The 26,041-nt window shown below is 62.3% G+C and carries 25 protein-coding genes and 1 tRNA gene; 10 read left to right on the top strand and 16 right to left on the bottom strand.

The genetic code is table 11. From position 1 onward, the window contains the following. Position 1: 1 nt before the first annotated feature. Together ACQ66M_RS09970 and ACQ66M_RS09965 are read right to left on the bottom strand one after the other, a co-directional pair. A complete protein-coding gene (locus ACQ66M_RS09970) occupies positions 2-532 on the bottom strand; it encodes a GNAT family N-acetyltransferase (protein ID WP_430403566.1) in 531 nt (176 codons plus the stop codon). A gap of 42 nt (positions 533-574) precedes the next feature. After that, positions 575-1,738, bottom strand: coding sequence for a phosphoserine transaminase (locus tag ACQ66M_RS09965; RefSeq protein WP_430403564.1), 1,164 nt, complete (start codon positions 1,736-1,738; stop codon positions 575-577). Positions 1,739-1,872: 134 nt separating this feature from the next. Between ACQ66M_RS09965 and ACQ66M_RS09960 the strand changes: the two genes are divergently transcribed. Next, on the top strand, positions 1,873-2,709 hold the full coding sequence (locus ACQ66M_RS09960; RefSeq protein WP_430403562.1) for a TauD/TfdA dioxygenase family protein: 837 nt from the start codon (positions 1,873-1,875) through the stop codon (positions 2,707-2,709). A 6-nt stretch (positions 2,710-2,715) separates the two neighbouring features. Here the strand turns inward: ACQ66M_RS09960 and ACQ66M_RS09955 are convergent, their stop codons facing one another. From ACQ66M_RS09955 to ACQ66M_RS09945, 3 genes are all read right to left on the bottom strand, one after another. Continuing rightward, entirely contained in the window at positions 2,716-3,147 is a 432-nt protein-coding gene (locus tag ACQ66M_RS09955; protein WP_430403560.1) for a MauE/DoxX family redox-associated membrane protein, read from the bottom strand. 155 nt (positions 3,148-3,302) lie between these two features. Then, the gene (locus tag ACQ66M_RS09950) at positions 3,303-3,950 is read right to left on the bottom strand and encodes a lysoplasmalogenase (protein WP_430403558.1); all 648 of its coding nucleotides are present in this window, start codon (positions 3,948-3,950) and stop codon (positions 3,303-3,305) included. Positions 3,951-3,956: 6 nt separating this feature from the next. After that, positions 3,957-4,358: a YkvA family protein gene (locus ACQ66M_RS09945; protein WP_350170481.1), complete on the bottom strand. Its 402-nt coding sequence runs from the start codon at positions 4,356-4,358 to the stop codon at positions 3,957-3,959. Between the two features lie 66 nt (positions 4,359-4,424). On the opposite strand from ACQ66M_RS09945, the gene ACQ66M_RS09940 reads away from it, so the two are divergent. Then, the gene (locus ACQ66M_RS09940; RefSeq protein ID WP_350170482.1) at positions 4,425-5,204 is read left to right on the top strand and encodes an SDR family NAD(P)-dependent oxidoreductase; all 780 of its coding nucleotides are present in this window, start codon (positions 4,425-4,427) and stop codon (positions 5,202-5,204) included. Positions 5,205-5,356: 152 nt separating this feature from the next. Here the strand turns inward: ACQ66M_RS09940 and ACQ66M_RS09935 are convergent, their stop codons facing one another. Then, positions 5,357-6,115 carry a vWA domain-containing protein gene (locus ACQ66M_RS09935; protein WP_350170483.1) on the bottom strand — a complete coding sequence of 253 codons (759 nt, stop codon included), beginning with the start codon at positions 6,113-6,115 and terminating at the stop codon, positions 5,357-5,359. Between the two features lie 154 nt (positions 6,116-6,269). Continuing rightward, entirely contained in the window at positions 6,270-7,160 is an 891-nt protein-coding gene (locus ACQ66M_RS09930; protein ID WP_430403557.1) for an acyl-CoA desaturase, read from the bottom strand. Between the two features lie 114 nt (positions 7,161-7,274). On the opposite strand from ACQ66M_RS09930, the gene ACQ66M_RS09925 reads away from it, so the two are divergent. After that, positions 7,275-8,501, top strand: coding sequence for a hypothetical protein (locus ACQ66M_RS09925; protein ID WP_430403555.1), 1,227 nt, complete (start codon positions 7,275-7,277; stop codon positions 8,499-8,501). On the opposite strand, the gene ACQ66M_RS09920 is transcribed toward ACQ66M_RS09925, so the two are convergent. The 6 genes from ACQ66M_RS09920 to ACQ66M_RS09895 form a co-directional block, all read right to left on the bottom strand. After that, positions 8,502-9,092, bottom strand: a complete 591-nt coding sequence (locus tag ACQ66M_RS09920) for an exopolysaccharide biosynthesis protein (protein WP_430403553.1) — start codon at positions 9,090-9,092, stop codon at positions 8,502-8,504. 85 nt (positions 9,093-9,177) lie between these two features. Beyond that, a complete protein-coding gene (locus tag ACQ66M_RS09915) occupies positions 9,178-10,647 on the bottom strand; it encodes an AMP-binding protein (protein WP_430403551.1) in 1,470 nt (489 codons plus the stop codon). 208 nt (positions 10,648-10,855) lie between these two features. After that, positions 10,856-10,932 (bottom strand) — tRNA-Arg (locus tag ACQ66M_RS09910). A gap of 82 nt (positions 10,933-11,014) precedes the next feature. Continuing rightward, the gene (locus tag ACQ66M_RS09905) at positions 11,015-11,983 is read right to left on the bottom strand and encodes a S1 family peptidase (protein WP_430403549.1); all 969 of its coding nucleotides are present in this window, start codon (positions 11,981-11,983) and stop codon (positions 11,015-11,017) included. Between the two features lie 68 nt (positions 11,984-12,051). Beyond that, on the bottom strand, positions 12,052-12,987 hold the full coding sequence (locus ACQ66M_RS09900; protein WP_430403547.1) for a S1 family peptidase: 936 nt from the start codon (positions 12,985-12,987) through the stop codon (positions 12,052-12,054). Continuing rightward, a complete protein-coding gene (locus tag ACQ66M_RS09895) occupies positions 12,984-13,982 on the bottom strand; it encodes a P1 family peptidase (RefSeq protein ID WP_430405148.1) in 999 nt (332 codons plus the stop codon). Before ACQ66M_RS09895 ends, ACQ66M_RS09900 begins: the two co-directional genes overlap by 4 nt. Before the next feature lie 78 nt (positions 13,983-14,060). On the opposite strand from ACQ66M_RS09895, the gene ggt reads away from it, so the two are divergent. After that, the gene (gene ggt / locus ACQ66M_RS09890; protein ID WP_430403545.1) at positions 14,061-15,890 is read left to right on the top strand and encodes a gamma-glutamyltransferase; all 1,830 of its coding nucleotides are present in this window, start codon (positions 14,061-14,063) and stop codon (positions 15,888-15,890) included. A gap of 82 nt (positions 15,891-15,972) precedes the next feature. Further along, complete coding sequence (locus tag ACQ66M_RS09885; RefSeq protein ID WP_430403543.1) at positions 15,973-16,560, top strand: thymidine kinase; 588 nt, start codon at positions 15,973-15,975, stop codon at positions 16,558-16,560. Between the two features lie 60 nt (positions 16,561-16,620). Here ACQ66M_RS09885 and ACQ66M_RS09880 read toward each other — a convergent pair whose 3' ends face one another. Then, on the bottom strand, positions 16,621-19,071 hold the full coding sequence (locus ACQ66M_RS09880; RefSeq protein ID WP_430403541.1) for a TonB-dependent receptor plug domain-containing protein: 2,451 nt from the start codon (positions 19,069-19,071) through the stop codon (positions 16,621-16,623). Between the two features lie 179 nt (positions 19,072-19,250). Here ACQ66M_RS09880 and ACQ66M_RS09875 point away from each other — a divergent pair, with 179 nt between their 5' ends. Beyond that, positions 19,251-20,297, top strand: coding sequence for a phytase (locus ACQ66M_RS09875; RefSeq protein ID WP_430403539.1), 1,047 nt, complete (start codon positions 19,251-19,253; stop codon positions 20,295-20,297). Here ACQ66M_RS09875 and ACQ66M_RS09870 read toward each other — a convergent pair. Next, positions 20,256-20,858, bottom strand: a complete 603-nt coding sequence (locus ACQ66M_RS09870; protein ID WP_350170495.1) for a hypothetical protein — start codon at positions 20,856-20,858, stop codon at positions 20,256-20,258. The genes ACQ66M_RS09875 and ACQ66M_RS09870 overlap by 42 nt on opposite strands. Further along, positions 20,848-21,357, bottom strand: a complete 510-nt coding sequence (locus ACQ66M_RS09865; RefSeq protein WP_350170496.1) for an MgtC/SapB family protein — start codon at positions 21,355-21,357, stop codon at positions 20,848-20,850. Before ACQ66M_RS09865 ends, ACQ66M_RS09870 begins: the two co-directional genes overlap by 11 nt. A gap of 307 nt (positions 21,358-21,664) precedes the next feature. On the opposite strand from ACQ66M_RS09865, the gene ACQ66M_RS09860 reads away from it, so the two are divergent. The 4 genes from ACQ66M_RS09860 to ACQ66M_RS09845 all read left to right on the top strand — a co-directional run bounded on the left by ACQ66M_RS09860 (position 21,665) and on the right by ACQ66M_RS09845 (position 25,947). Further along, a complete protein-coding gene (locus ACQ66M_RS09860) occupies positions 21,665-22,225 on the top strand; it encodes a rhodanese-like domain-containing protein (RefSeq protein WP_430403537.1) in 561 nt (186 codons plus the stop codon). 88 nt (positions 22,226-22,313) lie between these two features. Further along, entirely contained in the window at positions 22,314-23,138 is an 825-nt protein-coding gene (locus ACQ66M_RS09855; RefSeq protein ID WP_350170499.1) for a ferredoxin--NADP reductase, read from the top strand. Positions 23,139-23,243: 105 nt separating this feature from the next. Beyond that, complete coding sequence (locus tag ACQ66M_RS09850; RefSeq protein WP_430403535.1) at positions 23,244-24,674, top strand: D-arabinono-1,4-lactone oxidase; 1,431 nt, start codon at positions 23,244-23,246, stop codon at positions 24,672-24,674. Beyond that, positions 24,667-25,947, top strand: coding sequence for an alanine racemase (locus tag ACQ66M_RS09845; protein ID WP_350170501.1), 1,281 nt, complete (start codon positions 24,667-24,669; stop codon positions 25,945-25,947). The genes ACQ66M_RS09850 and ACQ66M_RS09845 overlap by 8 nt, the downstream gene beginning before the upstream one ends. The last annotated feature ends 94 nt before the right edge of the window (positions 25,948-26,041 follow it).

The raw sequence follows: 26,041 nt of genomic DNA, 5'->3' as shown, positions 1-26,041 counted from the left end.
TTCAGGCTCCATTGCGCCAGCCGGCGCGGTTCAGTCTGTAAACGAAGCAATCGTCTTCATCGAAGAAGCGCTGCTCCACGAAGGTGAATCCCAACCGCCGGTAAAAGCGATGGGCGCGTGTATTTGAGGCAAGGGGATCGATAAGGATCGCCCCGACGTTCGGGTCGGCAAAGGCCTGATCGATGGCGAGCGTCATCATCCGTGTTCCAAGGCCCTTGCCGAGACAGTCCGGTTCGCCAATCCAGATATCCATGGCGCGCAGGTTCTGCGGGCAGTCAGCGCCCCAGTAGTGCGTCCGCTCCAGCGCCGGGTCGATCACCTGCATGGCGCCGACGGGGCGGCCGCCCAGCTCGGCGACATAGTAGGTGCTGGCCGGATCATCACTGCCGATTTCCTCGGCCCAGACAGCATCCTCAAAGGCGACATCCGCATCCGGATCGTCACTTGTGGCGCGGATGACATGCGGCTGCGTATCCCACCGGGCAAAGTGAGGCACGTCAGCAAGCGTGGCGGGGCGCAGGGTCACGGTCATGGCCATTTTCCAGTCCGTCAGGGCGGACACAGGCATTCGCAGTCAGAGGCTGGCGACTTCTTCAGTGAAAGCCCAGTCGAGCCATGGCGTCAGGGCCGCCACGTTCGACGGCTCCACCGATCCGCCGCACCAGATGCGCAGGCCCGGAGGGGCCTTGGCATAGCCGGCGGCGTCGAAGCAGGCGTTTTCCTTTTCGAGACGCTTCATCATGCGCTTGACGAAATCACGCTGGCCATCCTCGTCCATGCCCGCAACGCGCGGATCGACGATCCTGAACGTCACGCCAGTGTTCGAGCGAACGGTTGCGTCCGCGCACAGGAAATCGACCCAGTCGGTCTTCGCGACCCAGTCCGTCAGGATGCCGAGGCTCTCATCAGAACGCTTCTGAAGCCCCTTCCATCCGCCCAGGCTTTCACACCAGTCGAGCGCCTGGAGATAGTCCTCCACACACAGCATCGACGGCGTGTTGATCGTCGCACCCTCGAACAGGGCCTCGTCCAGCTTGCCACCCTTGGTCATGCGGAAGAGTTTCGGCAGCGGACGGTCAGGCGTATAGTTTTCGAGACGGGCAACGGCGCGCGGGCTCAGCACCAGCATGCCGTGCGCGGCTTCTCCGCCAAGGCATTTCTGCCAGCTATAGGTGACCACATCGAGCTTTTCCCATTCAATGTCCTGCGCGAAGGCGGCGGAGGTCGCATCGCAGATCACAACACGGTCGGGGTTCGGTCTGATCCAGTCGGCATTGGCAACGCGCACCCCGGACGTCGTACCGTTCCAGGTGAAGATAATGTCGGCATCGTCGCGGACTTTCGCGAAATCCGGCAGGACGCCATAATCGCCGACATGGGTATTGCAATCGTTCAGCTTCAGCTGCTTGACGGCATCGGTTACCCAGTCCTGGCCAAAGCTTTCCCAGGCGAACACGTCCACCGGTTTCGGGCCCAGCATGGACCACATGCACATCTCGACGGCGCCCGTGTCGGACGCGGGCACGATGGCCACACGGTAATCATCGGGAATGCCGAGGATCGCCTTGGAGCGGTCAATTGCGGCCTTCAGCTTCTTTTTCGCATCGCCTGAACGGTGCGAACGGCCAAGAGCGGCGGTTTCGAGTTTTTGCAGGGAAAATCCGGGACGCTTGGCAGTCGGGCCGGAAGAAAAATGCGGACATGCTGGCAGCACGCCGGGTTTGGCGGTCGTCGTCATCTGTTTTACTCCTATCCTCACAGATAGGCTGCATGCCGTTGGGGGCATGTGGCCCGCCGCGTCTGTCTCATATTTCGCGGGGCCGTGCAAATGACAATCTTGCACTGCCTGCGCGCGAATGGTTCACTTGCCCCATGAGCATCACCATCCAGCCTCTCACCGGCACACTCGGCGCAGTCATCCACGGCGCAGACCTGACATCCGACCTGTCAAACGCGGAATTCGACGCCATTCATCAGGCCTTTCTCGACCATAAGGTCATCGTCCTGCGTGGCCAGAACGGCCTGACGCCGGACCAGCACAAGGCCTTTGCCCGCCGCTTCGGCACGCTGAACATCCATCCCTATGTCAAAGGCATGGAGGATCACCCGGAATTGCTGGAAATCATCAAGGAACCCGAGGAAAAGACCAATTTCGGCGGCGGCTGGCATTCCGACATGAGCTTCCTTGAAGAGCCCGCACTTGGCTCCATCCTGCATGCGCTTGAAGTGCCGCCTTATGGCGGCGACACGCTTTTCGCCGACCAGCAGGCCGCTTATGACCGCCTCTCACCCGGCCTGCAGAAAACGCTCGGCGGCATGACAGCCATCCACACCGCCAGCAGGGAATACGGCGCTGACGGCTATTCCGCCGCCGTGCGTCAGTCCATGGATGCGACCGCCGCCCCGGACGCGCCGGAATACGAACATCCCGTCATTCGCACCCATCCGGAAACCGGCCGCAAGGGCCTCTTCATCAACCCGGCCTTCACGCTGCGCTTTGCCGGCTGGAGCCGCAGGGAAAGCCGCCCCCTGCTGAACTACCTGTTCGAAGTATCAAAGGAAGAGCGCAACACCTGCCGCGTGCGCTGGCAGGCGGGCGATGTGACGATGTGGGACAATCGCTGCGTCTGGCACTATGCCCTCAACGACTATCACGGCCACCGCCGCCACATGCGCCGTGCCACGGTGGATGGCGACAAGCCGCGCTAGGCCGCCTCACATCACGAGCAGCATCAGCGCCATCGCGACCATGCCGAGGTCTTCGGTCAGTGTCACCGTGGACAAGGGCACGCTGAGAATGTTCCCCATGCAGGGGCAATCAATGTCCAGCCCGCGCCGCAATGCCAGTACCACACCGACAGCGCCAAAGGAAAAGACCAGGATCGTCACCAGATAGGTCAGCGCGGGCAGGAAGAAGGCGAGATAAGCCAGGCCAAGTGCGAGTTCGACGAAGGGATAGACGTACCCCCATGCCGAGGTCCGGCGTGCAGCCAGGTCGTACATCGCAAACCCGTCCTTAAACCCCTCCAGGTCAAAGAGTTTCAGCAGCGCGAACACTGACAGGAAAAGTCCCATATAGGCGTGCATGAATGTCCGAACGCCGCCGCCAAATCCGGCAACAATGGCACCGGCGGCCAGTGCGCTCACTCCCAGCAGAGCGGCCAGCGGCCAATATTCGGAAAGGCGGGAGCCGCGGCCTTCAACGCGGCTGTGAATGGCTTGATGCGACATCGGGATCCTCGCAGCTTCTCATGAGGTTCTGCACCACAAACGCCCGAACTGCTGTAAAGTTCACGCAAGCACTACAGCGCCGCGCCGAGCATTCCCCACGCAATCAGGGCCTGCCCGCCGAAATAGAGGAACCAGACCGCAAGCGAGGGCGCGATACCCGCGGGCTCGTCTGCCGGCTTGCGGAACAGCTGCAGCGACAGGATCGCATCGGAAGCAATGAACATGACCGCCCCCAGCGTGACCAGCCAGTAGGCCGTATCAAGCCGCAGGGCCGCCGCGCCCATCACAAGGATGACGGCTGCATAGGCAAAGACCGGCACCCGCATGGCCCCCAGATACGGTGACAGCCAGCGCACGAAAAACGCCCCGCCAAACACGAGCACAACCTGCGCCGCCAGGACCGGCAGCGTTCGCTCTTCCGATGCCAGCTCCCAGAACAGAACCACATAGGCAACATGTGCCAGGAAGAAGGCCGCCATGCCGGGCTTCAGCCAGTGCTCACCCTCCAGCGCCAGGAACAGGTCGCCCAGCGAACTCAATGCCAGCGCCACAACGAGCAGGGCTGGCCCGCCTGCCAGATAGGCCCAGAGCGCCAGCAATGCCGTGGATCCCGTCTTGACCACAAGCCCGGCCGGCCCCTTGTCGCGATAGCAAAAGCCCGCGCCGTAAAGCGCGCCGAGCGCCAGAGCGCCATACAAGGATATCTCGCCCCCCGTCATGCCGGCTTATTCTGCCTGCTTGACCGGCTCCGGCAGCCGTAGCAGTCGCCGCGCCATGCGCCGGTGACGCTCCTTCACATACATGCCAACCACGCCCAGCGCCGTCGCCAGCACTGTGGCATCATCCGTGAAACCGAGGCCGACAACAATGTCAGGCAAGGCATCAACCGGCATGACGAAATAGGCCACCGCAGCAAACAGCACGGCCTTCGCCTTCATCGGCGTCAGCGGGTCGCGCGCCGCATACCAGGCCGCAACGAGATCATCTGCAAACGGCACCCGGCCAATCACCCGCATCAGTTTGGGGATAACTCCGCGGGCCAGGCGCTCATTCCGCTCTATGCTTTTTGGCAGGTACGTTCCGTCCCGTCCCTTGATCGTTTGAATAATTTCCGCTGCGTCACTCATTGCGAACTCCTCAGACCATTATAGACACGGGTCTCAGTTTACGAAAACCAGGGAGGGCAGTGCCCCATGAAACTCGATTCCAGTATCTCAGCCGTCATTACAGGTGGCGCATCCGGCCTTGGCGCCGCAACCGCCAGAATGCTTGCCAGCCATGGCGTGAAGGTCGCCCTTTTTGACCTCAACGCCGAGAAGGGCGAAGCACTCGCCAAAGAGCTTGGCGGCGTCTTCTGCAATGTCAACGTCACTGATGACGCCTCGGTTGATGCCGGCTTCGAGAAATCGCGCGCGGCCATCGGCCAGGAACGCATCCTGATCAACTGCGCCGGCACAGGCAACGCCATCAAGACCGCCAGCCGCGACAAGAACACGGGCGAGATCAGCCACTTCCCGCTCGACAAGTTCAACCTGATTATCCAGATCAACCTGGTCGGCACATTCCGCTGCATCGCCAAATCGGCTGCCGGAATGATGACGCTGGACCCGATTGACGGCGAGCGCGGCGCAATCGTCAACACCGCTTCGGTTGCCGCTGAAGATGGCCAGATCGGCCAGGCGGCCTATTCCGCCTCCAAGGGCGGCGTTGTCGGCATGACCCTGCCAATCGCCCGCGACCTCAGCCGCGAATTCATCCGCGTCAACACAATCCTGCCGGGCATCTTCAACACGCCGCTTCTGGCCGCAGCGCCAGAGCCCGTGAAGCAGGCGCTCGGCGCGCAGGTGCCGCATCCTGCCCGCCTCGGCAATCCGGAAGAATACGCCTCGCTCGCCACGGAAATGTGCCGCAACGCCTATTTCAACGGTGAAGACGTACGCCTTGACGGTGCCATCCGCATGGCCCCGCGCTGAGCCCTTCGGCACGGCAATGAATAAAGCCCGTCCGGAGCGATCCGGGCGGGCTTTTCTCTGTGTGTATTCCGCAAATCAGAAAGCCCGCTCGGGCAGAACGGGCTTTCATCATCAGGGCGGGTGACGGGAAGGCTGGACCGCCCCGAACCCTGTTACTGGCCTTTACGCTCTTTCACGCCTTCTTCATCGGCAGCGGCGCGGTCGGCATCGTCAAAGACAATCTCGGCTTCTTCGCCCTTGCCATAGGCGCGGGACTTCTTTGCAAGTGCCGACATGGAATCCTGCATGCGGCCCTGGCCGACAGCCATTGTCTTGGAGGCACTCATGCCGACTGCGTCCGCGTCTCCGAAGCTTGCAAACTCAGCCCCCAGAAAGACGACTTCCCAGCCATTGGCCTTGGCCCGGTCAAGCGCGGCTTTCGCCCCATCGCGGGTGATCTCCTTTGACGAATTCTCATGGCCGTCCGTCATGATGACGATCACGGCCTTTTCCGGCTTGTCGGCTTCGGCCAGCGAGATGACCCGGCCAATGGCATCGAACAGCGGCGTCATGCCGCGCGGATTGGCTTCGTCATTGGTGACGTCGGTCCATTTTTCCGCCGGAACATCCTTGCGCAGGACATCGAATTGCAGGGATTCCTGATAGTCGAATACGGCAAGTGTCACGGCGGTCTTGATGTCGGCGCCTTCGATTTCGCCTTCATCGGCTTCCCCCACGCTGGCGGCATAGGCGTTCACGGATCCGAGGGCTTCGTCCCAGATGCCGCTCATTGAACCGGTCCGGTCCAGCAGGATGTAGGAGTGGACCGACCCGGCCGTAGGGGCAGGTGTCGGCGCCGGCTTGGCGGCAGCAGGCAGGACCATGGCGAGGCTGAGGCCAGTCATGGCGAGTGTCACGAGTGTGGATTTCATCGGGGCGTCCCTTCCCATTTGCTTCGGCTCCCCAGCCTTTGATGGAGGCAAACATTACCGAAGATTAGGGCGCGCCTGTGGCCGACCTGTGCCGAAGACAAGAAAAAGCCCGCCTTTTGCAAGGCGGGCTTTCCATCAGGGCGTCGCAAAAGCGTCAGGCAAATTGCGGTGCAATTTTCAGATTCTTGGCCCAGCCGATCTTTTCGAGGGCGAGCAGCATCGTGCCGTTATAATCCACGATACGGTTCCAGACGCCTTTGCGCGGACGGTGAAGGGCGCTTTGCGGCGCATCATGGTGATGGTCGTGGAATGCTTCACCACCAGTCAGGAGCGCCATCAGGTGATCGGCCCAGATCGGCGTTTTCAGGTGGCCCAGCACGTTGATGCCGTACACGGTGGCGTGGAACTGGATCGCGCGGCCAATGACGACGCTGGCATGGATGATCGCTGTCAGCACGAGCGATCCGCCTGCCGCCCAGACGATCAGGTAGATAACGGCCGGAATCAGCAGATGCACGACAAGGCTCAGCTCATTGTAGAACCGGTCCATCCAGACAATCACGGGCTGGTCCTTCAGCCACATGGGGATCGGACGCTCCATATCCTTCCTGTCGCGCCACAGGATCCAGCCGACCCATGCCCAGCGCTTGGATTCAAACGGGTTGTGAGGGTCGCCGGGCGCATCGGCAAAGCGGTGATGCTGGGAATGGTAATTCACCCAGTCCTTCACATTGCCCTGCATGGCAAAGACCAGGTTCAGCATGGTGATGAACTGGGCCGGGGCTTTCAGCTCACCCGCCCGGTGCTGCAGGATACGGTGAAGCGGGCCAATCCCGGCATTACACAGGAACACCGAAAATGCGGTCACGCCAAAGGCCAGCGGAAAATACCACCAGTGCAGGGTCAACTCGCTGAGCGCGATCCCGAGCACGACCATCGTGGTAAAAAGGGCGACGCCAAGTGCCGGGTAACCGAAGGCGGAAAAGAAACTTGCCGGATTGAAGGTTTTCCACGTTTTCGGGATGGCCAGCGAGCGAGGTATCATATGGGTCGTCTCCAAATCTGCCGGCGGGCCGGTGCGTTCTGCAAGGCATTCTCAGGCCGGGCCGATTAACACTTACTTAAGGGCCGAGACCGCTGACGGAAAGCACAAATCCGCATGCCTGACACTTGTGTGATTCGCGGGGGTGACGGAGTCGTCGTGTTTCGCGTAAATGCGCACGACAGTGGGTCTGGTTCGAAAACGCGGGGAAGCCACACGATGCAGGAAGACCGGCGCATCAAAGCGATCGACCGCCTTGTATCCATGGGTCTGGATCCGGACGCCAGTCAGGACGAAACCGCGCTGAACATATCCTGTTCGCTTTCACAGGATTGCCGGGAAGCGGGTGACCCCGATCTCGTGATCAATTTTCAGGCAGGTGAATTCAGGTGCAGGAGCTGTAATGCCCATGGCAATCTTGATGACCTTGTTCGGGAGTTCGAAGACAACGGATTTCCGGTCGCGTCCGTCGTGCGGGAGGCGGAATACCACGAAGTTCACAAAGCTGAACCGAATGCGACCAAACGCGCCCTCACCCCCCACATATCCACCCCCGAGCACCAGGAGACGCCACAGTCATACACCTCCCCCGCGCTCCGCCCCCACCGCAACCTCGGTGAACGGGTCATCATCACCCTGCTCGCGCTGGTTTTTCTGGGCGCAGGCCTCAGCGCGGCAGCCCTGTCGGGCTTTGCCAATTACCAGGCCTTTTCCAGCTCTGTGACAGACCCGCTCCAGGCCGGAATCTGGGGCTGGACGGGTGTGATTGCCGCCATCATCTCGTTCGGCGGCTTCACCTTCTTCTACTGGCACACGGCCAATAAGCGCATGAAGGAAGGCGTCCGTGCGCTCCTCTTTGCCCTCGCAGGCGCAGGCACCAGCATCCTCGGCACGCAGATGTACATCGCCGCCAACAATGAGGCCGCGCAGGCCGAGATCACCACGGCCGGATCAAACCGCGCCCTGCTGGAACAGCAAGTGAGTGACTGGCGCATACAACTCTCCGGCATCCCCCCGGAAACACGCTCCGTTGAAGGACTGGAAGCCTACATTTCAGAGGTTGAGCGTGTCGGCCGCACCGAGCAAAAGCCCTATCGCGATGCCCAGAACGAGCTTGGCCTCGCCCGCCGCCGCGACGACCTGCAGGCCAAGATCGAAGCGGCCAATGCAGACCTGCTCGGCAAGGGCAACGGCGACATCCTGATCGAGACGCAGGCACGCGCTGCCATTCCGAGCTGGTTCTTTGCCGGGATGCTGGAACTGTTCTCCAGCCAGGGCACCAGTATCGGCCTGGTCGCGCTGCTCATCCTCTACACACGCCGCCGCGAAGCGCCAGCAGACTGATCAGGCCAGCAATGCGGCCCCGACCACGCCGAAGGCGGCCAGGCTGAGACCCAGCGCCAGCAGCATCAGCACGCCGTCGCGCGCAAGGATTGCAAGGCCGATCGTGGTAATCGCCAGACCGGGTATGCCGACCGCGAAAGGCACCATTTCCAGCGGGATCAGCGTCAGGGCGAGGACCATGACAATGCCTGAAGCGACCTGGCGTGCGGGCTGGCTGGTGACCCAGGACAGGCGCCTGGTCACCCAGGAATCGATCGCATACAGCACGCCATGCGCCTTCTTGTGCGCCTTGCGCATCTTCTTCTTGGAAACGGAAACGTCTTCGATGAATTGCGGTACCCAGGGATGGGTACTGCCGACCATCATCTGGAAGGCGAAAAGCACAAGGACCAGGCCGACAATGAGCGGCAACCCTGGAACAGCGCCCAGGGGCGGGAGCACGACCAGCAGGCCAAGCAGCGTGAACACCGGCCCAAAGGTGCGATCCTCCCACATGTCGAGAAGATCACCGACCGAGACTTTGTCGCCCGGTGTATTTTCCGTTGCCGTATCCAGAAGGTCTTCGAGGGGATGGTCATCGGCCATACCCATTCTATGCGCGCGGGCCCCGGAAAGTTCCCTTTCATGATGAAGTCATCCCACTGGGGGCGCCCCCCCCCGATTGTCGCCGCCGCTGTCAGCCTGCCGGCTGCTCCTGGCCCAGGCGCGCCTCGCGGAGCGCCTTGCGCCGCACCTTGCCGGCATCGTCGCGCAGGGGTTCGCGAACCCATTCGAACGAGCGCGGGATCTTGTAGCGCACCAGCCGCTCCGCAAGATGGGCCAGCAGGCCCGGCTCATCCGGTGCGCCGTCGGGAAAATCCACAATGGCGTGAAGCCGTGCGCCCAGATCCTCGTCCGGCAGGCCGATCACGGCAGACGAGCGGACGCCCGGGAAGGCATCGAGCGCGGCCTCCACTTCCGCCGGATAGATGTTGGCGCCGCCTGACAGGACCATGTCCGACAAACGGTCTGAGAGATACAGAAAGCCGTCAGCGTCCATCCAGCCGAGATCGCCAAGGCTTTCCCAGCCGCCGTCGATGATCTTCGCTTCAGCGCCGAGATATGTGTAGGTCGTGCCCGGCCCCGCCAGCGGCCGCATGTAGACTTCGCCCACCTCGCCGGGCGGCAAGGCTTCGCCCGCCTCACCGACGATCTTCATTTCGCAGGTTTCGACCGGCCGCCCAACCGAGCCGCGATGCTCAAGCCAGTCGGTCCCCTGGATCGTGGTCGACCCCTGCCCTTCGGTTCCGCCATAGAGTTCCCAGATTACCTCAGCCCCAAGCCACTCGATGAAGGCCTCCTTCAGCCAGGCGGGACAGGGCGCGGCCAGATGCCAGACCGCCCGGAGACTGGACACGTCATATTTCGTCCGCACCTCTTCCGGCAGTGCCCAGATGCGCCGCATCATGGTTGGCACCAGGTAGACGATATCGACGCCCATCGTCTCGACCCGCTCCAGCACCTGTTCGGCATCGAAACGCGTTGTGATGACGATCGTGCACCCTTTGAACAGAGCGATCATCGCCCAGAGAAAGGGGCCATTATGATAGAGCGGGCCGGGAATCAGCATGGTCCCCTGATTGGCAATCTCAAGGTAGGGCGTGTCCGGGTCCCAGGCGGCTGGCAGTTTGGAAACGATCAGTTTCGGGCGCCCCGTCGACCCGCCTGACGTCATCGCCTTGAAAGAGGCTGCCGTCCGCTCGGGCAACTGGGAGTCCGGCAGGCTCGCATCCGGCTCGAACCCCTGCGTCAGGCAGGGAGTAGGCGCATATTCTTCCGCTTCGACCCCGACAACCAGGGTCGGCTTGCCAAGTTCGATAATCTGGTCGCGCTCAAATTTGGGCAGTCTGGCAGATATCGGCTGTGGCGTGGCGCCAAGCTTCCAGACGGCAAGACAGGCCTCGATGAACTCGCAACCATTCGGAAGCGCAATCGTCACGAAATCATCCGCCTTGACGCCCAGCGCCGCGTAGGCGCGCGCCAGCCGGTTGGTGCGGGCCTCCAGCTCCGCCCACGTGCGACGGTCACCAAGATGGTCGAGGGCCACGCGGTCCGGCTGGATGGCCGTCCAGTGCGAGACGATGCGTGAAAGGGAAATTGCCGCCATGTTTTCCTGCCCGGATTTGGAAACTTGACGTTTCGCATTGTTCTTCATGCCGTCGCTCGAACGGCGCCGTCTGGCCGAACCTGCCATAGGCACGATGGTACGTCATCAGGAACCTGAAGCAGCTGACGCAGCGGAATTATCTCGTCAGTGCGCAGCAGACGGCACCTGGCATCCCGAATCTGAAGCAATCTGTATTATCTGAAGAAAATGGTGCACCCGGAGCGATTCGAACGCCCGACCCCCAGATTCGTAGTCTGGTGCTCTATCCAGCTGAGCTACGGGTGCCTACCCAAAGAAGGCGGACACATACAGGCAGGTTTCCGCGCTTGCAAGTCTGTGTGACACGGGTTTTTGGGTAAAACTGCTCTCAGGGCAGCTCAGGCCCGGCCGGTTGATCGATAATGGTTCCGATCCAGTCCGCAAAAGCGCTGATTCTCGTATAGATTCCGGGGCTTTCGACCCGCCCGCACCCGAGGCCCCAGCTGACAATGCCAACCTGCACGGGCTGGCCTGTGCGGCCATAGCGCACGAGCGGGCCGCCGCTGTCACCCTGACAGGAATCGATGAAACCGTCGCCGGCGCATATCTGGGAGGCCGTATTCACGGTGACATCGGCAAGGGATTCTTCCAGCCCGTATTCGCGGATCAGGTTCTCGATCTGCGCCTTGCATGACGCGCCGCTGACCGGCGGTACCCTGCCCTCAGCGAGACGCATCGAAGGAGCGCTGAGGTGGCGGCCACTGCGGCTGACGGCGCGCTCGCCCTTGCTCTCCTCTTCCCGGTTGCCATAGCCGGCGACATGGAATTCGGACTCTTCTTCATCGGCGCCGGGAATGGCCTGCAGGGTCGAGACGGGTCCCTGCCAGTGTCCGGAGATGCGCAGGAGCGCGATGTCGGAACCGGCCTCCGGGCGTCCGGCCTGGTAGTCAGGATGCACTTCGATCCGGTTGACCGGAAACACCGATCCGGCGGCCACACGGCGCAGGTCGCTGTTGCCGATCACCAGAATGAGCGGCCCGAAGCGCACGAGGTTGCCGTCCGCATCAGGGATGTACTGCACAGCCCGGCCGGCCGAATCGACACGGGCGGCTTCAACGCAATGGGCCGCCGTCAGCGCCCAGTTTTCGCTGATCATCGTTGCCCCGCACTCATGGAACAGCGCGCTGCCCTGTATTGACTGCAGGGAGGCGATGCCGGGCCAGTTATCGGCACTGGCATCATTGCCGCCGATGATCTGCCTGGCCGTGGCAGGCATGGCGGACAGCCCGGCGGCACACGCCATCAGCATGGCGGTTTTCAGGATCAGGAAAGTACGCTCGCCGGCCTGTCTCATCATGCTTCGTCCCTCACGCCCTTACCATACGCCCACTTTGGCCCTGTTCCAATGCGGGTCTGAAGGCGGCGTCAGGGGGTGGTGAGGGGCGGTATGCCGGTGGTGGCGGATATCCAGTCGGCATAGGCGGCGACGCGCATGTAGACGCCCGGGCTCTCTTCCCGGCCACACCCGAGGCCCCAGCTGACCACACCCACCTGGACCGGTGGCCCCTCCGCGCCGCGCTGCACCAGCGGGCCGCCGCTGTCGCCCTGGCATGAGTCCGAATAGCCTGTCCCCGCGCACAGCTGCCATTCCGGCGAAACCGTCACGCCGTCATATTCCGGGCCGAAATCGTTGCGGTCGATGAGGGTTTCGATCTGGGTCCTGCAGGTTTCAGGGTCGACCTCGGGCACGTCGCCTTCCTGCAGCACCATCATCGGCGCGCTGAGGTGACGCCCGCTGCGGCTGACCGCTTCCTGCCCTGTCGCCTGCTCGCCGGACTTGCCATAGCCGGCGACCAGCAATGACGACCAGGGCTCTACCAGTCCGGCGGCCTCACCCGTCAGGCCGTCCAGCCTCGCGACCGGGCCTTTCCAGCTGCCGTCAATGTTCAGGAGTGCAAGGTCGTGGCCCCGTTCAGGATAGCCGCGCGTATATCCCGGATGGACGGTGATGCCCCGGACGAGAAAGACGGAATCCTTTGCCACACGGCGCAAGTCGCCTGCGCCGACAGTGACGGTGATCGGACCGAAGCGCACAAGCCGGCCGTCTTCATCCGGCACGTATTGTATGGCACGGCGGCCACCCTCGATGCGGGCGGTCTCGACGCAATGGGCGGCGGTGATTGCCCAGCTTTCGGCAATCATCGTGGCGCCGCACTCATGATAGATCGCGCGCCCCTGCACCGACTGCATCGACGCCATGCCCGGCCAGTCTGCCGGGTCGGCATCGCGGCCTTCGACGACACAGGCCGTGGCCAGCGCCAGCGTGCCCAGTGCAAAGCCCCATTTTATGAGTGATCTCATGCGGTTTCCCCCTTGGCCTTGCCCGCAGTATACACGCCCCGCGCAATCGCGCGCGCCAAAGTGGAGGCAGCCAGCTCGCCGATACGCGCGACCGCTGCTGGCGCCGCGTCCGGCAGGGGCCGCTTGCCTGTGGCCAGCACGAAGACGGCATCGCCGTCAAAAGGGGCAAAGACCGGCCGGATGGCGCGGGAAAAACCCGACAGCGCCATCTGCGCAACGCGCTTGGCCTGATCGGGCGTCAGGATCGCGTCTGTGGCAATACAGGCAATGGTCGTGTTCTGGCCGAGGGCCGGATTCATCTTGGCTGCGCCCCAGTCTTCCGGGTCCATCGCAAAATCGGCAGGCGGGCGCTTGGCGCCATACTCGCCGTCAATCTCGTATGGCCAGGCCCAGAAAGCCTCCGTGCCGGGCATGTAGACCGAGCCATAGCAATTGACCGCCGCGATGGCGCCAATCGTGAACTTGTCCTTTGTGACGACACTGGCCGAGCCTGTGCCGCCAAGGTGCGCCCCGGCTGCTGCGCCGAACCCTGCCCCGGCCCGGCCCAGCCTGAACGTGTCAGAGACTGTATCATAGGCCTTGCGTCCCAAAGCCGCATAGGGCGAGACATCGCCCCAGTCCTTGTTGCCTCCATTGGCGAGGTCATAGAGGATGGCCGACGGCACGATGGGTGATTTGGGCACCGTGGGCAGGTCGATCAGGCCGAACCCGCGCCCTGCCTGTTTGAGACCAGCCGCCACACCATCAGCCGCGGCAAGTCCAAAGGCGCTACCGCCCGACAGGACAATCGCATCCACCGCGTCGACCAGCGTGCCGCCGGCCAGCAGGTCCGTCTCGCGCGTGCCGGGCCCGCCGCCCGCGACGCAGACGGCCGCCACCAGCGGCTTGTCGGCGAGAATCACCGTTGTGCCGGTGCGCACCGCAATGTCTTCGGCCTGTCCGACCCTGATGCCGGAGACGTCTGTAATCAGGTTCTTCGCACCCGGTCTGGCCATCATGTCTGCCCTTGTCTTTCCATTCGCCTACCAGTCTCATAAGGTCAGCCGGACACTGCGCCAAGCAAAGGGTTTTTCATGTTTCGCCACTTCTCCCTATCTTCCCGCCCCGTGACGCTGCCTTTCCTGGCCCTGGCAGGGATTGCGCTGGCCGCCTGTGCGCCTGCCAAGGACAATACCGCCCCGACCGGTGACGCCGCGCGCGAAGCCGCCGCAGAGGCCGAGGCGCTGAGCCCGCCACTGGGCGATCTGAGCTGGACCAGGGGCGCGATGGTGGCTGCGGCCAACCCGCTGGCAGTTGAGGCGGGCCTCGAAGTGATGCGCAATGGCGGTAATGCGATTGATGCGGCCATCGCCGTTCATGCGGTTCTGGGCCTTGTCGAACCGGAAAGCTCCGGCCTCGGGGGCGGCGCCTTCATGGTCTATTATGACCGCGCCCGCGACGAGCTGACCGTTTTTGACGGCCGCGAAATGGCCCCGGCCTCCACGACGCCTGAGCATTTCATCAAGGATGGCGAGGTGATGGGCTTCATCGATGCCTGGCAATCGGGCCGCGCTGTCGGCGTGCCGGGACAGGTGGCGCTGTACAAGGCGGCCCATGACGCGGCCGGAACCGGTGACTGGGCGGCCAATTTCGCGCCCGCGATCAAGCTGGCTGAAGACGGCTTTGCCGTTTCGCCGAAACTGGCCGAGACGCTGGCATCGGAACGGTTGCGCAGCTTCATCCGGCTGGACGAAAATCCCGTCACGGCCGCCTATTTCTATCCGGACGGCAATCCGCTGCCAGTCGGCTTTGTGCGCGACAACCCGGATTATGCCGCCACCCTGAAAGCCATTGCCGCTGAAGGCCCCAGCGCCTTCTACAAGGGCGATATCGCCGCCGGTATCGTTGCGGCCACCAATGAGGGCCCCGAAGGCGGCGACATGACGCTGGAGGACCTTTCCAATTACACCGTCCAGACGCGGCCTGCCCTCTGCGGCACGCTGCCGACCGGCTACAGGATCTGTTCGGCCCCGCCGCCAAGTTCGGGCGGCGTGACACAGAACGCGATCATGGGACTCTACGACCAGATGAAGCCTGGCCCGAACATGCGCGTGTCGGAAGACTATTATCTGAAGATCTTCGTCGACGCGCAGCGCCTCGCCTATGCCGACCGCGACTATTATGTTGCCGATGCGGACCATGTCACTGTACCGGCAGCCGACCTGATCAACCCTGACTATCTGAAAGTGCGCGCGACCGAGGCCTTTGCCCCGGACGCCCATGCAACACCGGGCGATCCCGGCGTGGCGCTGGGCCGTGACCCGATGATCGGCATGTGGGGACAGGACAAGACCGAGCACGCCCCGGGCACGACGCATCTCTCGATCATCGACACGGACGGCAATGCGGTGGCGATGACTGCGACGGTTGAGGCCGCATTCGGCTCGTCACGCATGACCCACGGCTTCCTGCTGAACAACCAGTTGACCGACTTCTCCCGCGCGCCCACCGCCGGTGGCCTGCCTGTGGCCAACGCACCGGCTTCCCGCAAGCGTCCGCGCAGCTCCATGTCGCCGACACTGGTTTTCGATGCGCAGGGTGACCTGTTCATGGTGACCGGCTCGCCGGGCGGCAATTCGATCGTCGCCTATGTTGCCAAGACGCTTGTCGGTGTCCTCGAATGGGGCCTGACGGCGCAGGAGGCGGTCGACCTGCCGAACATCATCGCGCGCGGCGACACGGTTGGCGTTGAAGTGGACCGAGAAGGTGGACCGGAAGATGCCGAGACGCTGCGCAATATGGGCTATACGGTTGAAGAGCGCACGGGCGAGAATTCGGGCCTGCACGTGATTGTCGTGCGTGACACCGGCCTTGAAGGCGCCGCTGACCCGCGCCGCGAAGGCATTGCGAAGAAGCTGGAATAGGCAACTGAAGCTATTTCCCGGGCGCCCACATTTTGACTCCGCCCAGGGTGAGCGCTCCGGGCAAGCCATGAAGCGGTAAAGAATGGCCAAGCTCTATTTTTCCTATGCGGCGATGAATGCCGGCAAGTCGACGATCCTGTTGCAGGCAGCGCACAATTATCGTGAGCGGGGCATGGATGTGCTGTTGCTGACGTCAGAACTCTATGGCGGGACGAAAGACGGGCATATCTCGTCGCGCATCGGCATCAGTTCAGAGGCCGTGCTCTATTCGCGCGATGTGGACCTGTTCGCCCTGGTGCAGGCGGCGATGGCCCGGGGCCGCCTCGATGCGATCTTCGTGGACGAGGCGCAATTCCTCACCAAGGAACAGGTCTGGCAGCTGGCCCGCGTGAGCGACCATCTGCGTGTGCCGGTGCTGGCCTATGGCCTGCGCACAGACTTCCGGGGCGAGCTGTTCGAGGGGTCTGCCGCCCTGCTCGCGATTGCAGACAGCCTGCGTGAAATCCGCACGATCTGTGACTGCGGCAGCAAGGCCACCATGGTCGTGCGCCTCGGGCCGGATGGCAAGGCGTTGACCGAGGGCGACCAGGTGTCAATCGAGAAGACGACCTATCTCTCACTCTGTCGGCGCCACTGGGAAGAGCGCATGGGTCGCTTCCCTCCCGCCTGAGTCTGTAAAAAGCCCCCGGTCTCCCGGGGGCTCTGGAAAGTGTCTGCCGGTAAGGCCGGATCAGAACGCGTAGCGCGCCATGATCTGGAAGACCGGGCCGGCTTCTTCGGTTTCAAGCTCGTACTCGTCGAAATCGCGATCCATCTGGTCGATCTCGTTGTCGAACTTGTTGAAGACCTCATCCTTCGATGCGTTCAGCAGGTTCGAGCCGACAGCGCGGATGGTGAAGCTGTCACCAATGCTCTTCTCCACGAAGATTTCGAGGTCGGCGCCATAAGACGTGGTGACTTCTTCGGAATTGATGCGCTCGTAGGCGTCGCCCTGTTTGCGATAGGTGACGCCGAAGGCTGCGGCATAGACAGGCAATTCCTGGATGAAGCCGAAATTGTACACATATTCCGACTGGCTGTTGAAACGGCGCTCACCGATGAAGTCATCGATCTTGCTGTCGAGCAGCGAGAGGTTGGCGAAGACTCCGGTGTTTTCCATGCCGAAGGCAACGAGCGAGGTCGAGAGGTCGAACTCGATGCCGTAGACCTGGCCGTCGCCGACATTCTCCGGCGTCAGGACGAAGGAGTTCGGGTCGTACACGGCGAGGGCCGCAGGATCACCGGCCAGCGCCTGGTCACAGGTGAAGCCTTCATCGTCCTCGAACTCGTCGCAATAGTCATCCGACGGTGCGCCGGTATTGACGACTTCGATCAGGTCTTTGACATCGCGGTAGAAGACGTTGACGCCAAACACGCCGGTCTTGCCGATGCGGCGCTCATAACCCACGTCGAGGCCCCATGCATTTTCAGGATCGAGCTGGGGATTGCCGAGCAGGTCGCTGTCACCATACTCGCCGGTCAGCAGGACGGGCGAGACGAAGTTGAAGTTCGGACGACGCACGGTGCGCGCCACCGAGGCGGTGAAGCGATCAAGGCTGGTGGCGTCATACTTGATATGCGCAGACGGCAGCAGGGTCGCGTAGTCATTGCTCTGGTTCTGGAGGTCTGCGTCGACGGTCCGGTCATTGATCGAGACGTCGGTTGTCTCGTAACGCAGGCCGGCTTCCCAGTCGAGATTGCCGACTTCGCCGTTCAGGACCGCGAAGATGTCGATCCGGTCTTCCTCGATCGAACTGAGCCCGCCATCTTCGGCTTCAAAGTCGGCATAGACGAGACCAAACTGGGTCGGCGTCTCGCTGAACTGGTCGTAGCCAGTGAGCGTGTCGAGATCCAGCTCGTCTTCCGCGGCGCTGATATCGGTGTCGCGCTGCTTGGTCTGGAAGAAGATGCCTGCTTCGAATTTCAGTGTATCGGAAAATTCGAATTCGTGGGCCAGCTCGGCAGAGAATTCCTCGTCCGTGATGTCGGCGCGTACCGACTCGCCTTCAATGACAGGCACTTCGCCATCATCATAGTCAACGTCGAAGTCGAGCTCTTCCTCGAACTCGCGTACCTGCTCGTCAAAGCTGGCGAAAGCGAGCTTGAATTTGGTCTCACCGGCCGACCATTTCTGCGCGAACTTGCCTTTCACGCTGTAATTGGTCTGCTCGATATTCGCGACGTTGGCGTTGTCGGTCAGCAGGTTGCCATCCGGCAGCGGGCCCGACACGCCTGTTGGAATGTCATACTCGAACGAGCGCTCGTCTTCGGTCCGGTCCGTGTAGACGAAGAACCCGTCCAGCTCCACCCTGGTGCCGTCCCGGTCGAACTGGTAGTTCGAGTTGAACGAATAATCAGTGCCGTCGCGCGTGTCGGTCTGGTCTTCGCGATTGTCAAACTCGCTGGTGCGGTAGTCCGGGTCATTTTCCGGGCTGTCGCCATAGCGCAGCGACGATTTGAGTTTCGGGTTGTAGCGGCCCTGCACGTTGGCACCGAGCAGGATACGGCCCGGGCCGAACGCGCCACCATAGACGCCGCCGAAGCTCGGCTTCACTTCGCCATCATCGAAACGCAGCGCACCGGCACGAATATAGCCGCCATCCAGTTCATATCCGTCACGCAGGACGATGTTCAGTGTGCCTGCAACCGCGTCACCCGACCGGCGGGCCGTGGCACCGCGAACAATCTCGACACGGTCGATCAGCTCAGCCGGGATACGGTCCATGAAGAAGGAGCGGTCGGCATTGGAGCCTGGCACTTTCTCGCCATTGATGAGGATTTGTGTATAGCCCGGATCAAGGCCGCGCAGACGGGCGCCATCGCTTTCGATCACGTCGGACAGGAAGGTGACGGACGGCACACGCTTGAGCGCATCACCGGCGGTCAGCGGCTCGAAGCGCTGGAAATAGTCCTGGCCGTAGGTCAGGGTCTGCACCGTATCATCGGTACGGTCGCGATAGCCGATATAACCCTGCACGACAACGGTTTCGGCGCGCATGATCGGATCGCCTTCGGCATCAATCGGCGCGGCTGGCTCGACGGTTTCGGCAGGCTCTGCAACCTGGGCATGAGCCGTGATGCCGGAGCCGAGGCAGAAGGCTGCGAGGCTTATGCCACGCAGGAGCGTGTGTTTGTCTGACATGCAAAAAATTCCCCTGGTTTTCACGCCGCGATAGCAAGGCATCGTCACGGATTGGCGACACATTTTTACGATTTTTATGACAGCGGCTTTGTAGCAACACTGGCGAAAAGAAGGGGTGGCGACACAGTGCGAGTAGAGCTATAGGCAGGTCCAAATTCCGACCCCTGATGGAGACTGACATGCGTTTTGCCCGCCTCGTCCTCGCTGGCGCTTCCGCCATCACCCTTGCCGCGTGCGCCACTGTTGCGCCCGTGCCAACCGTGCCCGTCATGGTGACTGCGGAGACCGCTCCGGCCGGCGCAACGGGCGACGCAGCTGACGATCCGGCTGTGTGGCGCCACCCCACGGACGCGGCGCAATCTCTTATTCTCGGTACGAACAAACAGGAAGGCCTGGTCGTCTACGCCCTCGACGGGTCTGAACGTCAACGCCTGCCGATCGGGCCGATCAACAATGTCGATGTGCGTCAGGATCTCGGTTCGGCCTATGACATTGCCGTTGCCAGCAATGACACGCAGGGCATCTCAGTCTTTTCGATTGACCGCACCACAGGCGAAGTGAAGCACGTCAACGACGTGCCGACGGGCAAGACCGAACCCTATGGAATCTGCCTCGGCAAGAGTGGCAATGCAGGGGTTGCGGGTGTCACCTACAAGGATGGAACGATCGAGCTGTGGGAGCTGGACGGTGAGGCGGATGGCGTCACGGGCACACTGGCGCGCAGTGTGAAACTGGCCACGCAGCTGGAAGGGTGCGTGTTCGATGAGGTCAACGGCACGCTGGTGATCGGCGAAGAGGCCCATGGCGTCTGGAGCCTTGCCTACATGGATGCCGCTTCGGTTCCTGTCGAGATCGATACGGTCGCGGCCAATAATGGACTGGTCGCCGACGTCGAAGGTGTCTCGATCTGGCGCGGACAGGATGGCAAGGGCTGGATCGTTGCCTCCGCGCAGGCTGCTGATCGCTATGTCGTTTACGAGCGTCAGGCTCCGCATGCCGTGATGGGCGTGTTCACGCTGGTCGCCAATACGCAAGCCGGGATCGACAAGGTTACGCACACGGACGGCCTGGACGTGTTTTCGGGCGCCCTGCCCGGCTATCCGCGCGGCATTCTGGTGGTGCAGGACGATGGCAATCCGAATCCGGAACAGGACCAGAATTTCAAGCTGGTTGACTGGGCCATGTTAGAAACGGCGCTCGGCCTGCCTGTGCTCGAAGCCGAATAGGGACGGATCGCGGAGCGCCGCCGCGTAATTGCAATTGGCCATGCCAGCGAGACCGAGGGCATGAATCTCCCCGTCAAGCTGGCCGGCATCCTCACATTCGAACGCGAGCGAAGCATGGACGCGTCCGTCACATTCGGCCCGGGTATTTTCAGCGCGCAGGCCGTTTTTTGTATGCTTGCGCCGGGTCTTTCTGACATGGCGGATATCAGCTGCCCCAGCCAGGGCCTCGCGCAGGCAATCGGGGCTGGCGCAGGCCGACGTGTCAACGTCGGGAAACAGCCCTGCGAGCAGGGTCAGGGACGGCGCCGACAGGGGAAACGGATCACTGACAACCGGATGCCAGCGTTCCAGCAGGCCCCATGTCCCCAGTCGCGCTTTCAGTTCCAGCACCGTGCCGCCTCGCAGCTTGGGCATAAGGTCGGTGCGGCCGGGAGCGAGGAGATAGATGTCTGTCCGCGCCTCGGTATCCCCGAATGCCAGCCGCCTTTCGAGGCGACCGACATGCGCGTCAACGGCATCCGGCCAGCAGCGGAATTCGAAGCGCGGCGGCTTAGCTGTCATCCTCTTTCCCTTCATTTCCAATCGACGGCTTTCCGAAAAATCGGCTTTCGAGAAGACGTACAGGCAGCAGGACGATGACGGCGAGCAGGGCACCAAGGATGGCGACGGTCAGGTAGCCTGCACCGCTGGCCAGTCCGACGGCGCCGGCAAGCCACATCCCCGCCCCGGTTGTCAGGCCTTTCACCGAGCCGCGGGACTGCAGGATGGTTCCGGCCGCGAGGAAGGCGACACCGGCGGTCACAGCCTCCACGACGCGGATCGGGTCAAGCTGGGTCTGACGGTCACCAGCCCCGAAGGTCTCGATCATTTCAATCGCAATGATCGTGAAGACCGCGGCCGCCAGCGCCGTCAGCATGTGGGTGCGCAGCCCGGCCGGGCGGTCACGGGCCTCCCGGTCTATACCGATGACAAGGCCAAGGCTGCAGGCCACCAGTAAGCGCAGCAGGATCACCGCAAGCGGGAGGTGTGTATCAAAGGACGTGGCAAGAATCTCATGCATTGTGCGCCCTCCATGCGGGCACTCTGTGCAACGCGCCAGGAGCGCTGGGGTTTCCGGCGTTTCAATGCGGCAGATGAAGGCCGGAAGCTTAATGCCAGAGCCGGTTTTCGAGACGCGTTCACGCCTGCTGTTTTATCAGTGTCACAAAAATTGTTTCGGTGATCCGGTTTCGCGGAGATAGCCGGAAATCGCCTCGCGCGGAGGGACACGCCGGTTTCCGATGTCATCAGGCTTCACGGGTCCTCCCTAATCCTGCCTTAATTGCGAGCGATGATTCACACTGCTGGGGAAAAGGAGGAGAATTCCCGTGGGCGTTAAGCGGAATGCGATACTCGGACTTTTGACAATTGCGGCCTTTGTCGGCTGTGGCCTGCTGGCGAGTGCCGAGGCGCAGGAAACATCCGAGGCGCAGATCGACTATGATGGCTTTCTGGGCCTGAGCGGGGAGATCGCCGCCTATCGCCAGTCACGTCTGGTCGACCTTGAGACCTTCAACGCAATGAAAGCCGAGCCCGGAACAATCCTTCTGGATACACGCAGTTCCGAGGCCTTCCACATGGGCCATATTGACGGCGCGGTGAACCTGAACTTTTCCGATTTCACTGACGAGAAACTGGCCGGGGTTGTGGGCGACACGTCCACTCGTATCCTGATCTACTGCAACAACAATTTCAGCGACAATGTCGCGCCGGTCATGCTGAAACGCGTGGAGCTGGCGCTGAATGTGCCGACCTTCATCAATCTCTATGGCTATGGATACGAGAACATCTATGAGCTGAAGGGTGCCCATTCGATCAGGGATGCCGATATCCATTGGGTGTCCGACTGGCCCGAAATGGTCGAGGCCGCGACTGTTCAGCAAAACTAAAGTGCCAATCTGACGCCTTGCTTTTGCAGGCGCGAGGGGTCATTTGCGGGCTGAACCTGAATAGCCGTCCCCGCAAAGAGGCCCGCCCATGTCCGCTGATGCATCCGCCGCCGCTGCAGTGCCCGCACCGAAAGTGAACCCTAACGCTCCGACCGAGGAAACGGTCCTCAGCGTCGAGCATTATACCGACCGGCTGTTCCGCTTCCGCATCACGCGACCGCAGAGCTTCCGATTCCGCACCGGCGAGTTCGTGATGATCGGCCTGCCCAGGGAAGACGGCAAGCCGCTGCTGCGCGCCTATTCCATCGCCTCGCCGGCCTGGGATGAGGAACTGGAATTCTATTCGATCAAGGTGCCTGACGGTCCGCTGACCTCACGCCTGCAATCGATCCAGCCTGGCGACAAGGTTCTGCTGGGCAAGAAGCCGACCGGCACGCTGGTGCTGGACGCGCTGACCCCAGGCAAGCGCCTCTACATGTTTTCCACCGGCACCGGCTTTGCGCCTTTCGCCAGCCTGATCCGCGACCCGGACACCTATGAGCGCTATGACGAGGTGATCGTCACGCATACGTGCCGCGACAATGGCGAACTGGCCTATTCAACCAACCTGGTGCGCGACATCGCCAACGATCCACTGGTCGGCGAGATGTCCGAGGGCAAGCTTCGGCTCTATACGAGCTGTACCCGCACGCCCCACCCGACCATGGGCCGGATCACGACGCTGATCGAGACAGGCAAGCTGTTCGAGGATCTTGGCGTGCCGAAGCTGGATCCGGCGACCGACCGGGCGATGATCTGCGGGTCGATGGAGATGATCCAGGACGTGAAGGCCCTGATGATCGCCAATGGCCTGACCGAGGGGTCAAACGCCGCCCCGGCCGAATTCGTGATCGAGAAAGCCTTCGCGGGCTGACGGGCCGCCTGTTGCAGCCACGACAGAAAATCTGACGCCAACGTCATGTATTGACATGTCCCACGCACCCCGTGTCCACTCCCTTTAAAAATGAGGGGAGTCGACATGGCGGTTTCACGACGAACGATGATGGTGGCGGGCGGCGCCGTGATTGCCGGCGGCGCAGCCATTCCCACAGCACGCCACCTGTCATGGGGCGGGCGGGACTTTGTCCGGCCGGATTATGACCCGGATTATCCCGAAGCGCCTGCGGGTGAGGAAAGCTGGATGAACTGGTCCGGGGTGGAGCGGGCGACGCCGCAGGCGATGCGCCTGCCTGCCAGCGAGGATGAACTCAGCCAACTGATGGCCGGCACCAACGGACGCGTGCGCCCCTATGGCAGCGGCCACTCGTTTACTGGCCTTGCGCCCAGCGAGGACATGATGGTGGATGTGAGCCGTCTGGCCGGCCTGAAATCGCTCGATTCTGCGACCGGCCTTGCCACGTTTGGCGCGGGCACGCGCCTGTTCCAGATGGCAACCGAACTGGCCAGTGCGGGCCGGGCCTTGCCGAACCTGCCGGATGTCGACGTGCAGACGCTGGCGGGGAGCTTCTCGACGGCCACACATGGCACGGGCGAAACACTGACCGCGCTGCATGACCATATCGAGGCATTCCGCATCGTGACCGCGAATGGCGACATTCTGGACGTGTCGCGTGGCAACCATCCGGACCTTTTCGCGGCGGGGCGCGTGTCGCTGGGCGCGCTGGGTGTGATCACGCAATATACGCTGCGCACGGTGCCCATGTTCAACCTGCGCCGGAAGGTCTGGGTTGAGCGGATCGAGACGCTGATGGAACAGGCCGAGGCGCTGGCCAGCCAGCACCGCAATTTCGAATTCTACTATTTCCCGCATACGGGGCTGGCCGCCGGAATCAGCCATGACCTGCACGAGGGGCCGGTGACGGGTAAGGGCGAGAGTGAGGATGATTCCACGCTGGAGGACCTCAAAGCCCTGCGCGATTCCATGGGCTGGTCACCCTGGCTGCGCCGCAAGATCATCGGCGCCGCCCTGCCCCGCGGCGTGGTCGAGGATGTCAGCGACAGTTCCTACAAACTGCTGGCGACAACACGGCCGATCAAGTTCAACGAGATGGAATATCACCTGCCGCGCGCAAACGGTCTGAAAGGCCTGCGCGAGGTGATCGCCAGGCTTGAAAAGCGCAAGGACGTATTCTTCCCGATGGAAGTGCGTTTTATCGCGTCGGACGATGCCTGGCTGAGCCCGTTCCGTGACGGGCCGCGCCTGTCGATTGCAATCCATGCCGCCGTGGACGAGCCTTATGACTATTTCTTCTCGGACATCGAGCCGATCCACCGGGCCAATGGCGGGCGGCCGCACTGGGGCAAGCATCATTCGCTGGGACACGCGGACCTGACGGCGCTGTATCCGAAATTCGGGGACTTCCTGGCCCTGCGCCGCGAGCTGGACCCGGCGGGCAAGCTCCTGAACCCGCATCTTGCCCACCTGTTCGGGGAAGATTTCGATGATTGAGCTTTCCCGCCGCAATGTAATCCTGGGCGGCGCCGCCCTTGCTGGAGTGACCGTGCTGATGATGAAACCCGGAGACAAGAGCGGGCCGCGCGACGCGTATTTCCTGGACGTGCAGAAGGCGCTGATTTCGGCGGGCATTGCGGTCCCGACCATGGTTGTGGACAAGGCCCGGCTGAATGCAAATATCGACACGCTGAAAGGCTTCCTGCCGCCGGGCATGGGCTATCGCATCGTGGCAAAGTCCCTGCCCTCGCTTGGCCTGATCGATCATGTCCGCAAACGGACGGGTACGGACCGGCTGATGACGTTCAACCTGCCGATGCTGCTGGAGATTTCGCAGGCCATGCCGGAGGCGAGCCAGCTCCTGGGCAAGCCCCTGCCCGTGGTGGCGGCGCGGCACTATTTCGAGCGATTGCCGCTGGAGGCTTCCGGCGCAGCGGAGAACATACAATGGCTGGTCGATACGCCGGAGCGACTGGCGCAATATGCGTCGCTGGCGGATGACATGGGCCGCGACATGGCGGTGAATGTGGAGCTGGACGTGGGCCTGCACCGGGGCGGCATGGTGGCAGGAGCAGACCTCAAAGCCATGATGGAGGCGATCAAGGCGAACCCGCGCCTCAGCTTTGCCGGTTTCATGGGATATGATCCGCACATTGCGTCGCTACCGACGGCCATGGGCTGGCGGGACCGGGCGATCAGGGGGGTGCGCACGGGTTATGCAGCGGCGCTGGCGCAGGCGGGCGAAGTGTTCGGCGCGGACGCATTGGCGGGCATCACCCGCAATGCCGCCGGAAGCCCGACCTACCGCAATTATCAGGACACAGAGATCGCCAGTGAAGTGTCGGCCGGATCCTGCCTCGTCAAGCCAACGCATTTCGACACCGAGCTGCTGGAACCGCATGTGCCGGCGAGCTTCATCGCAACGCCGGTGATCAAGTCGCTGCCGGTGACGCAGATGCCCGGACTGGAATTTGCTGACGGCGCAACCAGGGCGTGGAACCCGAATGCCTCAAAAACCGTCTTCATCTATGGCGGTAACTGGCTGGCCGACCCGGTCGACCCGCCGGGCCTGCAATACAACAAGACGTTCGGGCGGTCGTCGAACCAGGAAATGCTGAATGGCGGGCCCGACCTGGAGATCAGCGCGGACGAATTCGTGTTTCTACGCCCACACCAGAGCGAAGCGGTGTTCCTGCAATTCGGAGATATTGCCGTTTACGAGGACGGCGCGATCACCGAGCGGTGGCCGGTATTTGACTATTCCGCTTGATCTGAAACCTCATGGCGACGCTTCGCCTCTGCTTACATTACAAAAAATTGTGGCGGCTGGCGGCTGTTTCCTGCGTTCGTCGCCTCGACAAATA

The organism is Hyphomonas sp., assembly GCF_965284475.1.
In the GTDB taxonomy this organism is placed as follows: domain Bacteria; phylum Pseudomonadota; class Alphaproteobacteria; order Caulobacterales; family Hyphomonadaceae; genus Hyphomonas.
Note: the sequence above shows the minus strand (reverse complement) of the source record. Positions and strands in the feature narration are given on the sequence as shown.